The 15,360-nt window shown below is 56.5% G+C and carries 12 protein-coding genes; 11 read left to right on the top strand and 1 reads right to left on the bottom strand.

What is annotated here, in order from left to right; translation table 11 throughout:
- Window positions 1-24 precede the first annotated feature (24 nt).
- The 11 genes from BUA49_RS15520 (at window position 25) to BUA49_RS15470 (ending at window position 13,874) form a co-directional block, all read left to right on the top strand.
- A complete protein-coding gene (locus tag BUA49_RS15520) occupies window positions 25-1,614 on the top strand; it encodes a fatty acyl-CoA synthetase (RefSeq protein ID WP_072799255.1) in 1,590 nt (529 codons plus the stop codon).
- A gap of 239 nt (window positions 1,615-1,853) precedes the next feature.
- Entirely contained in the window at window positions 1,854-2,300 is a 447-nt protein-coding gene (locus BUA49_RS15515) for a MerR family transcriptional regulator (protein ID WP_072799253.1), read from the top strand.
- 69 nt (window positions 2,301-2,369) lie between these two features.
- On the top strand, window positions 2,370-3,536 hold the full coding sequence (locus BUA49_RS15510) for an isovaleryl-CoA dehydrogenase (protein ID WP_072799251.1): 1,167 nt from the start codon (window positions 2,370-2,372) through the stop codon (window positions 3,534-3,536).
- Window positions 3,537-3,712: 176 nt separating this feature from the next.
- Window positions 3,713-5,320, top strand: a complete 1,608-nt coding sequence (locus BUA49_RS15505) for a carboxyl transferase domain-containing protein (protein ID WP_072799249.1) — start codon at window positions 3,713-3,715, stop codon at window positions 5,318-5,320.
- 15 nt (window positions 5,321-5,335) lie between these two features.
- Window positions 5,336-6,169, top strand: coding sequence for an enoyl-CoA hydratase-related protein (locus BUA49_RS15500; RefSeq protein ID WP_072799247.1), 834 nt, complete (start codon window positions 5,336-5,338; stop codon window positions 6,167-6,169).
- Between the two features lies 1 nt (window position 6,170).
- Window positions 6,171-8,174, top strand: coding sequence for an acetyl/propionyl/methylcrotonyl-CoA carboxylase subunit alpha (locus BUA49_RS15495; protein WP_072799246.1), 2,004 nt, complete (start codon window positions 6,171-6,173; stop codon window positions 8,172-8,174).
- A complete protein-coding gene (locus BUA49_RS15490; protein ID WP_072799244.1) occupies window positions 8,174-9,073 on the top strand; it encodes a hydroxymethylglutaryl-CoA lyase in 900 nt (299 codons plus the stop codon). The genes BUA49_RS15495 and BUA49_RS15490 overlap by 1 nt, the downstream gene beginning before the upstream one ends.
- Window positions 9,074-9,082: 9 nt before the next feature.
- Window positions 9,083-9,661 carry a peroxidase-related enzyme gene (locus BUA49_RS15485; RefSeq protein ID WP_072799243.1) on the top strand — a complete coding sequence of 193 codons (579 nt, stop codon included), beginning with the start codon at window positions 9,083-9,085 and terminating at the stop codon, window positions 9,659-9,661.
- 51 nt (window positions 9,662-9,712) lie between these two features.
- Entirely contained in the window at window positions 9,713-11,398 is a 1,686-nt protein-coding gene (locus BUA49_RS15480) for an AMP-binding protein (RefSeq protein ID WP_072799241.1), read from the top strand.
- 81 nt (window positions 11,399-11,479) lie between these two features.
- Entirely contained in the window at window positions 11,480-13,105 is a 1,626-nt protein-coding gene (locus BUA49_RS15475) for a phytoene desaturase family protein (protein WP_072799239.1), read from the top strand.
- Between the two features lie 79 nt (window positions 13,106-13,184).
- Entirely contained in the window at window positions 13,185-13,874 is a 690-nt protein-coding gene (locus BUA49_RS15470) for an aspartate/glutamate racemase family protein (protein WP_072799238.1), read from the top strand.
- A gap of 41 nt (window positions 13,875-13,915) precedes the next feature.
- On the opposite strand, the gene BUA49_RS15465 is transcribed toward BUA49_RS15470, so the two are convergent.
- On the bottom strand, window positions 13,916-15,352 hold the full coding sequence (locus tag BUA49_RS15465; RefSeq protein ID WP_084063611.1) for a DHA2 family efflux MFS transporter permease subunit: 1,437 nt from the start codon (window positions 15,350-15,352) through the stop codon (window positions 13,916-13,918).
- Between the last annotated feature and the right edge of the window lie 8 nt (window positions 15,353-15,360).

Here is a 15,360-nt window from a genome sequence, read left to right as displayed (position 1 = left end):
AACAACAGTTAAAGGGGTATATGCATGAACAACTCCCGTACATCCGCTTCTTCCTCCGTATCGGCGGATATCCAGCGGGCTCTGCGCAACACCATCGGAGACGCCATTGCCCGCTCGGCGAGCACCCACGGCAGCCGTACTGCACTGGTTTTTGACGACCGCACCTGGACGTTCTCAGAGATTCATGCAGCCTCGAACCGGCTGGCCCACCGTCTGATCGCGCTGGGGCTTGAAAAAGGTGCCCGTGTTGGTGCCTATGGCAAAAACTCGGATGCTTACGTTCTGCTATGGCTCGCCTGCACAAAAGCCGGGCTGATTCATGTCCCACTCAACTACGCCCTGACTGGCCACGAGCTTACCTACGCACTCAACCAGTCTGGCTGCAAGGCCCTGTTTTCCGACCTGGATCTGCAGCCTCAGGTCGATGCGATCCGGGACGCAACAGAAGTTGCCATTCACGGCAGTATCTATGGCAGCAGTGCTCTTGGCGGCGAAAGCCCGGATGCACTGCAATTCGCGCTGGAGGCCGGCAAAGACTCAGCGCCGGAACTGGAGCTCTCCGACACAGACGTGGTGCAGATTCTCTATACCTCAGGCACCACCTCCGACCCCAAAGGCGCCATGCATACGCATCGTTCACTGATGACGCATTATGCCGCCTGCCAATACCACCTGGATATTCGGTCCAGCGACCGATCACTCGCTGCGTTACCGCTATACCACTCCGCCCAGATGCATGTGTTCACCATGCCCATGCTGTTGAGCGGCGGGTACAGCCGAATGATCAATACGCCTACACCCGACGCAATTCTCGGACTGCTGGCCAGCGATCAGCTAAATGCTTTTTTTGCGCCACCTACCGTGTGGATTGCACTGCTGCACCACCCGGAATTCAACCCTGACAAACTGCAACACATGGACAAGCTCTACTACGGCGCATCCATCATGCCTGTCCAAGTAGTGAAAGAGCTTGGCGATAAACTGCCCGGCGCCGGCCTTTACAACTGCTATGGCCAAAGCGAAATCGCACCGCTGGCAACCGTTCTGTTACCGGAAGAACACGCCGACCGACCTTCTTCTGCCGGCCGCCCCATGCAAACCGTTATGACCCGCATTGTGGACCCGATTACCAGCAAAGACTGCAAGCCCGGGGAGCAAGGGGAACTGGTTCACCGCTCACCGCAGCTGATGGTGGGTTACTGGGCCAAACCGGAGGCCACCAAAGAAGCATTCAAAGACGGCTGGTTCCATTCCGGCGACCTGGGTTACCAGGACGAAGAGGGCTACATTTACATTGTTGATCGCATCAAGGATGTGGTGAACACCGGCGGAGTGCTGGTCGCCAGCCGCGACGTGGAAGAAGCCCTTTACCTACACGAATCCGTTGCGGAAGTCGCGGTTATCGGTGTGCCGGATGAAAAGTGGATTGAAGCCATCTGTGCCGTGGTGGTTGTCAAAGAAGGTTACCCGGAAGATGCGGAAGCTTTGATGAGCCACGCACGCACCAGACTGGCGAGCTTCAAGCTACCAAAGCACATCCACTTTGCAGAGACCCTGCCCAAGAACACCGCAGGTAAACTGCTGAAACGAAAGCTCAGAGAAGAACTCGCGTAAACCTCTCCCCTGCCCGGCCCATGCCGCATCTTTGCGGATGAGCCGTGCAACCTGGATTCACCACCCGCTTCCCTGCAGGCCCTGTCCAGCAACCCGATGGCTTCTGCTACAATCCATCGCAACCTAACAAACAGCCTGGTTTATTTCCTTTCGGGTGTTCACAGCCGTCGATTTTCCCTCTGAAAATACTTTACGTTTACGTAAACTTTATCTAACCTTACTTAAAAAAGGATATCGCCATGATCGAAAAGAGAACGTTCAGTATCAGCGAGCTCTCCACTGAGTTTGATGTCACGACCCGTAGCATTCGCTTCTACGAAGATCAGGGCCTGCTGAAGCCGGCACGGCGCGGGCAGACGCGAATCTTCAGCACCAAAGACAAGGTGCGTCTGAAGTTAATCCTCCGGGGTAAGCGTATGGGCTTTTCGCTCGCTGAAACGAAAGAGCTTTTCGATCTGTGGGACGAAACACCAACCGGTAACGAAAAGCAGCTACTGAAAATGCTAACCATTCTGAGCAACAAGCGCGTTCAGATGGAACAGCAGAAAAGCGACATAGCCATGGCAGAAATGGAAATCGACATGGCAGAGTCACGGTGTCAGGAAGCTCTCTCTGAATTGAAAAAAACGAAAAAACACCAGGCCCCGGCCAATGACGAACCCAGAAGTGTTGCTGAGCAGAACTGACAGCAACTAACGCCTGACCCGGCAAGCCGTTTTAACACACATATCTGGCAGAACAAAAGGCAACCAATCATGAAATCACAGTACTCGGAACTCAACTTCGGCCTTGGCGAAACCCTCGATATGCTGCGCGAGCAGGTCAACGGTTTTGCCACTACCGAGATCGCGCCCCGCGCCGAAGAAATCGACCGTAGTAACGAGTTCCCCATGGACCTGTGGAAGAAGTTCGGCGATATGGGCCTGCTGGGCATTACCGTGGATGAGGCCTATGGCGGCTCTGGCATGGGTTACCTGGCACACGTGATTGCAGTGGAAGAAATCAGCCGTGCATCCGCTTCTGTCGGTTTGTCCTATGGCGCTCACTCCAATCTCTGCGTAAACCAGATTCACCGGAACGGAACCGAAGAGCAGAAGCAAAAATACCTGCCAAAACTCGTCAGCGGCGAACACATCGGTGCCCTGGCCATGTCCGAGCCTAATGCAGGCTCTGACGTTATTTCCATGAAGCTGAGCGCCAAAGACGCCGGTGACCACTACGTGCTGAACGGCAATAAAATGTGGATCACCAACGGCCCCGATGCCCACGTTTACGTTATCTACGCCAAAACCGACGTGAAGGCCGGCTCAAAAGGCATCTCCGCCTTCATCGTAGAACGCGACTGCGAAGGCTTCAGCCGACACCAGAAGCTGGACAAGCTCGGCATGCGCGGCTCCAACACCTGTGAGCTGGTATTCCAGGACTGCAAAGTACCCAAGGAAAATATGCTCGGCCAGCTCGGCGGCGGTGCCCGCGTGCTCATGAGTGGCCTCGACTACGAACGCCTCGTCCTTGCCGGCGGCCCGCTGGGCATCATGCAGGCAGCTATGGACGTTGTGGTTCCTTACATCCGCGAGCGCAAACAGTTCGGCCAAGCCATTGGCGAATTTGAACTGGTTCAGGGCAAGGTGGCGGATATGTACACCTTTATGAACACCGCCAAGTCCTACGTTTACATGGTGGCCCAATCCGCCGACCGCGGCGAAACCACCCGCAAAGACTCCGCCGGCGCGATCCTCTACTCCGCCGAAATGGCGACGAAGCTGGCCCTGGACGCCATCCAGCTTCTTGGCGGTAACGGCTACATCAACGACTACCCTACGGGCCGATTACTGCGTGATGCCAAGCTTTATGAAATCGGTGCAGGTACATCCGAAATCCGGCGCATGCTGATCGGTCGAGAACTGTTCCTGAACAAGTAATGGGTACTCGGCACTAATAAGTCGGGTAAATGTACCAAGTACAACAAGGGGGTGGCGGTCTGGCTTTCCGGGAATGTCGTAGGCCATGGACGGCCGGAGACAAGCGCACAGGGATGTGCTCATAGCGGTTCCCGGAAAGCCAGATCGTCACTCCCGATGCACGGACCAGAAGCCCCATGACGATACTCCAAAGCAAAATAAACCCCCGGTCTGAAGAGTTTCAGGCCAAACAGGCCTCCATGGCAGAAGCCGTCGCAGACCTGCGGGAAAAAGTCTCTACCATCCAGCAAGGTGGCGGCCCCTCCTACCAGGAACGCCACATCGCCCGTGGCAAACTCCTGCCCAGGGAACGCATCAACCGCCTGCTGGACGACGGCTCACCGTTTCTCGAAATCGGCCAGTTTGCTGCCTACAACGTTTACGATGAAGCCGTACCGGCAGCAGGTGTCATCGCCGGCGTAGGTCGCGTCTCTGGCACCGAATGCATGATCATCGCCAACGACGCCACAGTAAAAGGCGGCAGCTACTACCCGCTCACCGTCAAAAAACACCTGCGCGCCCAGGAAATCGCCCTGGAAAACCGCCTGCCCTGCATCTACCTGGTGGATTCCGGCGGCGCCAACCTGCCCCTGCAGGACGAGGTTTTCCCTGACCGTGATCACTTCGGCCGCATCTTCTACAACCAGGCCCGCATGTCCGCCGACGATATCCCCCAGATCGCCGTCGTCATGGGCCTTTGCACCGCCGGTGGCGCCTACGTGCCCGCCATGGCCGACGAATCCATCATCGTCCGCAACCAGGGCACCATCTTCCTGGCTGGCCCGCCGCTGGTAAAAGCCGCCACCGGTGAAGTCGTGACCGCAGAAGACCTGGGCGGTGCCGACGTACACTGCAAAACCTCCGGTGTTGCCGATCACTATGCTGAGAACGACGCTCACGCCCTGGAAATCGCCCGGCGTTGCGTCTCAAACCTCAATCGCCGCAAACCGGTCGACGTAGAGATCCGCAAACCCAAAGCGCCACTTTACGACACCAACGAAGTCTACGGCATCGTCGGCACCGACCTGCGCAAACAGTTCGACGTGCGAGACGTCATTGCACGCATCACCGACGGCTCCGAGTTTGACGAATTCAAACGTTACTACGGCCAGACCCTGGTGACCGGCTTTGCCCACATACACGGTTACCCTGTGGGCATCATCGCCAACAACGGCATCCTGTTCAGCGAGTCCGCCCAGAAAGGCGCGCACTTTATCGAACTTTGCTGCCAGCGCAATATCCCGCTGCTGTTCCTGCAAAACATTACCGGCTTCATGGTGGGCCAGAAGTACGAAGCCGAAGGCATCGCCAAGCACGGCGCCAAAATGGTTATGGCTGTCGCCTGCGCCAACGTACCAAAGATCACCGTATTGATCGGTGGCAGCTACGGAGCCGGCAACTATGGCATGTGTGGCCGGGCCTACAGCCCGGACTTCCTTTGGATGTGGCCAAATGCCCGCATCTCCGTAATGGGTGGGGAGCAGGCCGCCGGCGTAATGGCTCAGGTTCGTCGTGAGGGCATGGAACGCAAAGGCCAGGAATGGAGCGCGGAGGAAGAAGCTGCGTTCAAAAAGCCGATTACCGATACCTACGAGCATCAGGGCCACCCTTACTACGCCAGTGCCCGCCTGTGGGATGACGGTGTGATCGACCCGGCCCAGACCCGGGAAGTGGTTGCCCTCAGCCTCTCTGCCACCCTCAACCGACCGGCGAAGCCCACGCGCTTCGGCGTTTTCCGGATGTAATCGGGGAGAATAACCATGACAGACTCCAACGCTCAATCAGAACAGGCAGAACGGGAATCGGCAGTTCTGCTCAGGCGCCGAGCCCAGGGCGTGACCGAAGTCGTCCTGAACCGGCCGGACAAACGCAACGCCTTTGATGACGTGATCATCCAGCAACTGATCAGCGCGATAGCAGAGGTAGACGCCGACAGTGAAACGAAGGTGGTGATCCTGCGCTCCGAAGGCAAACATTTCTCTGCCGGTGCAGATCTTGGCTGGATGCGCCGCATGGCAGACAACGGCCACCAGGAAAACCTGGACGATGCTCGCCAACTTGCGCGTCTTATGGAATGCCTGAATCAGCTCAGAAAGCCGGTCATCGGCCTTGTTCAGGGTGCGGCCTACGGCGGTGCCGTTGGCCTGGCAGCCTGCTGCGACATTGTTATCGCAACGGAAAAATCCAGTTTCTGCCTGAGTGAGGTAAAACTGGGTCTGATTCCTGCGGTGATAAGCCCTTACGTTGTGCGCGCCATCGGCGAGCGCCAGGCCCGCCGCTTCTTTATTTCAGCGGAAGTGTTTAGCGCCCGGGATGCCGAGCAATTCGGCCTTGTGCATATCGTCTGCGACGATGTTGACGCCATGAACGCCCGTTGCAACGAGATACTGCAACAGCTTGGCCAGAATGGCCCGGAAGCCATGGAAGCCGCCAAGGGCCTGGTGTTTGCCGTCAGCCACAAGCCCATAAACAGCACTGTGATTGACGACACCGCGCACCGCATCGCTGATATCCGCGTAGGCAAAGAAGGTCAGGAAGGTCTCAGTGCGTTCCTGAACAAACGTCGCGCCAACTGGATTCCGGAGAGCAACTAACATGTTCAGCAAAATCCTCATTGCCAACCGGGGCGAAATCGCCTGCCGGATTATTCAGACCGCACATCGCATGGGTATCCGTTGCGTCGCGGTTTATTCCGATGCAGACGCCAACGCCCACCACGTAGCCATGGCAGACGAAGCTTTCCACATCGGCCCCGCACCCAGCTCAGAAAGCTACCTGCGCGGTGAAAAAATCATCGAAATCGCCAAGCAGAGCGGCGCCCAGGCTGTCCATCCTGGCTATGGTTTTCTTTCCGAGAACACCGGATTTGCCGAAGCCTGCGAAGCCAACAACCTGGTATTTATCGGGCCGCCCTCTTCGGCCATTGCGGCTATGGGCTCCAAGTCGGCCGCCAAAGCCATTATGGAGAAAGCCGGCGTACCTCTGGTACCTGGCTACCACGGCGACGATCAGTCTCCGGAAACTCTGCGCAAGGAAGCTGAAAAATGCGGCTTCCCTCTGCTACTGAAAGCGGTCGCCGGTGGCGGCGGCAAAGGCATGCGCGTTGTTGAGCACATGGGCGAGTTTGATGAGGCCCTCGCCGCTGCCAAGCGGGAAGCAAAGAACGCGTTTGGCAACCCGGACATGCTGATTGAGCGCTATCTCACCCAGCCGCGCCACGTCGAAATCCAGGTCTTCTGTGACCAGAGCGGCAACGGCGTGTATCTCGCGGAACGTGACTGCTCGGTTCAGCGCCGTCATCAGAAAGTTCTGGAAGAAGCCCCGGCGCCCGGGCTGAGTGAAGAAACCCGCAAAGCCATGGGCGACGCCGCTGTTAAAGCCGCACAGGCCATCAACTATGTGGGTGCTGGCACCGTAGAGTTTCTCTACGACGTCGATGGCTCATTCTTCTTTATGGAAATGAACACGCGCCTGCAGGTAGAGCATCCGGTTACCGAAATGGTGACCGGCCAGGATCTGGTGGAGTGGCAACTGAAAGTGGCCTGGGGCGAGCCCCTGCCGCTGGAACAGTCGCAAGTGAAAACCCGTGGTCATGCTTTGGAAGCCCGCATTTATGCCGAGGATCCAGACCAGGATTTCCTGCCCGCCACCGGCAACTTGCGTTACCTGAGCACGCCCGATGAAAGTGCCCATGTTCGCGTAGATACCGGCGTCATCGAAGGCGATGAAATCAGCATTCACTACGATCCGATGATTGCCAAACTGATCGTATGGGACGAAACCCGTGATCAGGCCATCAACCGCATGGTTCAGGCTTTGGAGCATTACCGGATCGCCGGCGTAAAAACCAACATCCGGTTCCTGCATGCCCTGGCCGATTCACAGCCGTTCCGGGAGGCCGACCTGACAACCGGCTTTATCGATACCCACCGGGACTTGCTGTTCCCGAAATCGAAACTGGACACTCACAAGGCGCTGGTACTGGCCGCCGGCTTTGTACTGGAAGAGCGCAAATCCACGGAATCCGTGAGCACAGACCCCTGGTCGCCATTCGGTCGCCGCAACAGCTGGCGCCTCAACTCGGAATACGCTCAGCCCCTGCAGCTGCAGGTGGGTGACGAGATACACGAACTGAAAATCCTGGAAAAAGACGACCGCTATCAGGTGTTCGTGAATGACAGCGTATACAGCCTCACAGCAAAGCTGGATGACGATTATCTTCAGGCGGTGGTCAATGGTCATCGGATCAGCATCCATGGCAACCTGCACAACGACCAGCTAGTGCTCTTCTACGAAGGTGACACCTTTAATTGCACGGTGTACCGGGAAAACTACGTTTCCGAAGACATGGCGCCCGAAGGCGGCCTTAACGCCCCCATGAACGGTGCTATTGTCGCGGTACAGGCCAAAGTGGGTGATGCGGTTACCGCTGGCCAGACATTGGTCATTATGGAAGCCATGAAAATGGAGCACGCCATCAAGGCACCTGCAGACGGTGTTGTCACTGAGATTTTCTTCTCCGAAGGCGAGCAGGTTTCGGAAGGCGCGGAACTGATTGCCATTGAAATCGCGAAAGAAAGCGCTGAGGAGGCGGGCTGATGGCCTTTCCCAAACAGGTTCGGCTGGTTGAGATGAGCCCCCGGGATGGCCTGCAAAACGAGGCAGGCCCGGTGATTGCCACAGACATCAAAACCGGGCTGATTGACCGGCTGGCCGATTGCGGGCTGACTCACATCGAGTCCGCCAGTTTCGTCTCGCCCAAGTGGGTGCCACAGATGGGCGACGCCGCTGAAGTGATGGCCGGTATCAAGCGCAAAGACGGTGTTCGCTATTCGGTTCTTACGCCTAACCTCAGAGGCTTTGAGAATGCCCTGGCGGCGGGCGTGGACGAAGTAGCGGTATTCGGTGCGGCTTCTGAATCCTTCAGCCAGAAAAACATAAACTGCTCCATCGCAGAAAGCCTGGAGCGCTTCCTGCCCGTGATGGAAGCAGCAAAAAAGAACAACATCCCGGTGCGCGGCTATGTTTCTACCGTGCTGGGGTGCCCCTATGAAGGCGATATTGCTCCGGAACAGGTGGCGAAGGTCGCCAAAGAGCTGGCCGACATGGGCTGCTATGAAATTTCTCTGGGCGACACCATTGGCGTAGGTACGCCGCTGAAAGCCAAACGCATGCTGGAAGCGGTGGCAAAGCACGTGCCCGTGGAGCGCTTGGCCGCTCATTTCCACGACACCTACGGACAGGCACTGGCCAATCTCTACGCAGTGCTGGAAGAAGGTGTGGCGGTTATTGATGCATCCGTCGCAGGCCTTGGCGGTTGCCCTTATGCCAAAGGCGCTTCCGGTAACGTCGCCACCGAAGACGTGCTTTACCTGCTCAACGGCCTGGGCATCAGTACCGGTGTGGATTTGAACAAACTGGTCGCCACCGGCGAGTGGATCTCCGGCCAGCTCAAACGACATAACGGCTCGAAAGTGGGCCAGGCTCTTCAACCCTAAGGATCTGACATGACCAATAACAAAAATGTTGTCGCCCTGGACCTTCCTGTTCCCAATATGGAAGATCTGCCCGAGGACGTCAAAAAGTACTTTGATATCTGCATGGAAAAGCTGGGGATGGTTCCCAATGTACTCACCGCCTTCAGCCAGAATCTGAAACAACTGAATGGCTTCACCAGCTTCTACAATGAACTGATGATGGGCGAAAGCGAGCTCAGTAAACTGGAGCGGGAGATGGTTGCCGTGGTGGTTTCCTCAGAAAACAAATGTTTCTACTGCCTCGTAGCCCACGGCGCAGCGGTACGCGTTATGAGCGGTGATCCGGCGCTGGGCGAGCACCTGGTAATGAATTACCGGTCGGCCAAACTGGATAAGCGCCAGCGCGCCATGCTTGATTTCGCATCCCACCTCACCCGCTCCCCGGCAACCGTTGCAGAAGACGAGGTGCAGGCGCTTCGAGATGTGGGCTTCAGCGACAGTGGAATCTGGGATCTGAGCAACATAATAGGCTTTTACAACATGTCCAACCGCGTAGCGATTGCCAGCGACATGCGGCCGAACCCTGAATACCACAGCCAGAGTCGTTAACCGACTTACAAAATCTCAGACCTCGACGACAAAAACAACCGGAGGCAGACAATGAACCAGACTCTTCCAAGCTACACCAGCGGTACCTCCAAAACACCACTGCTGGGCATGACCATCGGCGAAATGCTCGATCGCACCGCCGACAAGTATCCCGACACCGAAGCCCTGGTGTGTCTGCACCAGGACATTCGCTGGACCTATAAAGAATTTCTTGAAAAGGTCAATGAGGCAGCACGCGCTTTCCTCGCCATCGGTGTCAAGCGCGGCGATCGCGTGGGCATCTGGGCACCCAACCGCTATGAGTGGACGGTTACCCAGTTCGCCACCGCCAAGGTCGGCGCCATTCTCGTTAACATCAACCCGGCCTACGGCATGCACGAGCTGGAATATGCCATGAACCTGGCGGGCATCAGCGTACTGGTTACCGCAGACAGTTTTAAAGCCTCTGACTACCGTAAAACGCTCTATGACCTGGCGCCCGAACTGAAAGCCGGCACACCGGGCAAGATAAAGGCCCAGCGGCTTTCTGATCTGCGCGCGGTGATCAACCTCGATACGGAAAAGCACGCCGGTATGTGGAGCTGGAACGAGTTCACCGGCTTTGCGGGTGATGTCAGCCAAGAGGAAGTGGACAAGGTTCAGAGTCAGCTGCAGTTCGACGACCCCATCAATATTCAGTTTACCTCGGGCACTACCGGCAGCCCCAAAGGCGCCACCCTCACCCACCACAACATTCTGAACAACGGATTCTTTGTGGGTGAAAGTCAGGTTCTGACCGAGAAAGACCGTCTGGTTATTCCGGTGCCCCTTTACCACTGCTTCGGCATGGTGATGGGCAACCTCGGCTGCATCACCCACGGCTCCACCATGATCTACCCGGGTGAAGGTTTTGAACCCAAGGCCGTACTGCAGGCGGTTCACCAGGAAAAGGCTACAGCCCTCTACGGCGTGCCCACCATGTTCATCGCAGAACTGGCCGAACCGGAGTTTGAGTCCTACGATCTATCAACTCTGCGCACCGGCATCATGGCAGGTTCCATATGCCCTGCAGAGGTGATGAAAAAGGTCAACGGCAAGATGAACATGAAAGAGGTTCAGATCGCCTATGGCATGACCGAGACAAGCCCGGTGTCCACCCAGACCAGCTCCCTCGATCCGTTCGAGAAGCAGGTAACCACTGTGGGCCGCACTCAGCCGCACCTGGAAACCAAAATCGTCGACCCGGCAACCGGCAACGTCCTGCCCCGTGGCGAGATCGGTGAGCTGTGCACCCGTGGTTACAGCGTGATGCTGAAGTATTGGAACAATGAAGAAAAAACCCGCGAAGCGATCGACTCCGCCGGCTGGATGCATACCGAGGACCTGGCTACGATGGATGAAGAAGGTTATGTCCAGATTGTCGGCCGCATCAAGGATATGGTGATTCGTGGCGGTGAAAACATCTACCCGAAAGAGGTCGAGGAATTCCTTTACACCCACCCTTCCATTGAGGAAGTGCAGGTAACCGGTGTTCCCGACGACAAGTACGGTGAAGAGCTGGTCGCCTGGATCAAACTGCGGCCCGACGCAGCCCCGGTTGATGCCGACGGCCTGATGGCCTTCTGCAAGGGCAAGATTGCCCACTTCAAGATTCCCCGGAACTACAAATTCGTGGATGAGTTCCCGATGACGGTTACCGGCAAGATCCAGAAGTTCAAGATGCGGGAAATCTCCATTGAGGAAATGGGGCTGAGGTAAAATCCTGACCATCTGAGCCCCGGTACTCCCGGGGTCTTTTTTTCGGGCCGAACCCATATTGACCAAGGACATACTCATCCTATGAGCAGCCCCAAACCCAGCACTATTCGTGTCGGCCGCCGCTATCGCGCCAACCGCCTGGACGGCCCCTACGACGCCATCATCATCGGCTCCGGCATTGGCGGCCTGACTGCTGCAGCGTGCATGAGCAAGATGGGGAAAAAGGTTCTAGTCCTTGAGCAGCACTACACCGCAGGCGGATTTACGCACAGCTACGACCGTAACGGCTATGAGTGGGATGTCGGTGTGCACTACATCGGCGACATGGGGGCAGACCATACCATGGGCAAGCGGCTGTTCGATCACATCACCGACGGCCAGCTGCACTGGGCGCCGATGGACGCTCATTACGACCGTATATTCCTGGGCGACAAACACGTGGATCTGGTTGCCGGCCCGGACGCCTTCCGCGCAGAACTGATCAAGGCTTTCCCGGAAGAAGAAAGCGCGATCGATACCTATCTGGATTACCTGCGCAAGGTATCCAGGGCCATGCCGGGCATTGTTCTGGGCAAAGTTCTGCCGGATCTGGCCGCCGGCCCGCTAAGCATGCTCAACAAACGCCGGGCTCCGGACTTTCTCAACAAAACCACCCGTGAGGTGCTGGAGAGCATTACCAGCAACCAGGAACTGATTGCCGTGCTCACCGGCCAGTGGGGCGACAACGGCCTGCCGCCGGCGGAATCCAGCTTCATCATTCACTCACTGATCGCTCGCCATTACCTGCATGGTGGCTACTACCCTATCGGCGGTGCTTCCGAAATGGCTAAGACCATCATCCCGGTGGTTCAGCAAGGCGGCGGTGAAGTCTTCACCTACGCCGACGTTACCAGCATCCTGATCGAGAAAGGTAAAGCCGTGGGCGTTCGCATGTCCGACGGTGCGGAGATACGCTCGCCACTGGTCATCAGCAACGCCGGCGTATTCAACACCTTCAACACACTGCTGCCGAAAGACGCACCCAACTGGGACTACTACCAGGGCAAGCTGACAACCGTTAAGCGCTCCATGGCCAGCAACTGCCTGTATATCGGCCTGCAGGATACCGCTGAGAACTTGGGTCTACCGAAAACCAACTACTGGATTTACCCCGGCCCGAATTACGAAAAGCAGGTACAGGACTTCATGGAAGACCCGGAGGCCAACGATATACCGCTGACTTATATTTCGTTCCCTTCCGCCAAAGATCCCAGCTTTTCCGAGCGCTACCCTGGCCGCGCCACCATTGAGATCGTGGCCCCTGGCCCGTTTGAGTGGTACGAAGCATGGGCGGACAAAACCTGGGGCAAGCGCGGTGACGATTACGAAGCCAAAAAAGAAGAATACGCCCAACGCCTGCTTGCGAAGCTGTACGAGAAGTTCCCGCATCTGGAAGGCAAAGTGGATTACTACGAGCTATCCACCCCACTTTCCACCAACTACTTCTGCCGCTACAGCAAGGGTGAAATCTATGGCTTGGATCACACCCCTGACCGCTTCGAGCTGGACTGGCTGAAGCCCAAAACCCGCATACCCGGCCTGTACCTCACCGGCCAGGACATCATGACCTGCGGCGTGGTGGGCGCAATGCTCGGCGGCCTGCTGACGACTGTGGCCGTGAGCGGTTTCAAGGGGCTTCCGCTTGCGAAAAAAATGTTCGTGGGCTAGAAAACATCAGTGATCCCGGCGTCACTAAAGCAATGGTGACGTCAAAAGCTGAGAACGCCTTCTGAACATTTGAGGCTGTATGAAAACCATCGGATTAATTGGCGGAATGAGCTGGGAATCAACCCAGACCTATTACCGCCTCATCAACCAGAAAGTCCGGGAACAACTCGGTGGGCTCCACTCGGCCAGAATCGTTCTCTACAGTGTAGATTTTTCCGAGATTGAGGCTCTCCAGCATAAGGGCGACTGGGGCGGAACTGCGAAGATACTGATATCGGCTGCACAGTCCATTGAGGCCGGCGGAGCCGACTTTCTGCTGATTTGCACCAACACCATGCATAAAATCGCCCCGCAGATTGAGCAGGCTACCACTATGCCTCTGCTTCACATTGCCGAGGCCACCGCCAAGGTACTCATCAGAGACGGTATAACCTCGGTAGGGCTGCTTGGCACCCGATTCACCATGGAGCAGGCATTCTATCGAGAGCGTCTCGAAAAACAGGGCATCAAGGTCATCACTCCGGATGGTGGTGAGCGAGACGCTGTACACTGGATAATCTACGAAGAACTATGCCAGGGCATCATCAATCCTGATTCAAAAGCTACGTATCTTGATATCCTAGATTCACTGGCCGCGCGCGGAGCTCAGGCCGTTATTCTGGGGTGCACTGAGATCGGCTTGCTGATCCAAAGCTCCGATACGGATGTTGCGCTATACGACACGACAGAGATCCACGCAGCCCAGGCAGTTGAGCTTGCCTTGAGATAGAGAGCGGGTGGCGGAGCAACAACCTATCTTGATGCTTTTCATCAAAGCTTCCGGAACAGCAGAATCAGTGGGATCGCCAGCAGCGTCATCCATGCCATAAGCTGAAAATCGTTAAGATAACCAATGGCGGCTGCCTGCCGGCTGAGCTCACCATTGAGAATGGCAAGGGCCTGATCCGCGGAACCCAGGCCTCCCCCTTCTTCAAGCAGTCTCTGAACCGGATCGCGATAGTGCGTCAGCTGCTCACCCAGAACCGCATGATTGGTCTGGGTGCTCCGGGCGGCAAGCGCAACCATCACCGAAATACCGATGCTGCTGCCTATGTTCCTTATCAGACTGAACATGGACGTTCCCTCAGTGCGATAACGGGTCGCCAGTGTGGAGAACGTAATCGTGCTCAGCGGCACAAACACCAGGCCAAGGCCGGCGCCCTGAATCAGGCCGGTCTGGACCAGAGCCCAGGGGCTGATATCCAGATTGAATTGCGCCATCTGGAACAGAGAAACTGATACCAGCATAAGGCCGATGCCTATCAGCAAACGGGCATCCACGACGCTCAGCAGGCGGCCGACAACAATCATGGCAACCATACTGCCTATACCGCGGGGCGCCAGCACCTCGCCGGTAGTAATGACCGGGAAGCCCATCAGGTTCTGGAGAAACGGCGGCAGCAGCGCCAGAGTAGCCAGCAGTACCACGCCAACAATGAAGATAAACACCAGACCTAGAACAAGGTTGCGATCCTTGAACAGCCCTGGCTCCAGGAAGGGTTCCTTTGCGGTCATCATATGAGCGATAAACATGTACAGACACAGTGCTGCGACCAGTGATTCGATGATGATTTCCATGGAGGAGAACCAGTCGAGACTCTGCCCACGATCCAGCATCAGCTGCAAAGAACCGATAGCCAGCGAAAGCAGCGCAAAGCCGAACAAGTCGAAACGCCGTGACACCTTTTCTGTTTCTTCAACAAACAAGAAGATGCCAACCAGAGCAAGAACACCAAACGGCAGGTTAATCAGGAAAACCCAGCGCCAGTTGTAGTATTCAGTAAGGTAGCCACCCAATGTCGGGCCAAGGATAGGGCCAATCATGACGCCCACACCCCACATCGCCATGGCGGAGCCATGTTTCTCTTTCGGGTAGGTATCCAGGAGCACCGATTGGGACAGCGGCACCAGGCCAGCGCCGAATACGCCCTGCAAAATACGGAACAACACCATTTCTTCCAGCGAGGTGGCAATGCCACACAGCATCGACGTTACGGTGAAACCGATAACTGCGGTCATAAATAACTTTTTACGGCCCATGCGGGCGGCCAGGAAGCCGGTCATGGGCGTCATGATCGCTGCAGCGACGATATAAGAGGTCAGCACCCAGGCAATCTGCTCAGACGTGGCAGACATACTTCCCTGCATGTTGGGTAACGCAACATTGGCAATGGTGGTATCAACCGTCTGCATAATCGTTGCAAGCATTATGGATA

Origin of the sequence: Marinobacter antarcticus, assembly GCF_900142385.1 — a bacterium.
GTDB lineage: Bacteria > Pseudomonadota > Gammaproteobacteria > Pseudomonadales > Oleiphilaceae > Marinobacter > Marinobacter antarcticus.
The sequence above is the reverse complement of the archived record's forward strand: the minus strand, read 5'-3'. Positions and strand labels throughout refer to the sequence as shown.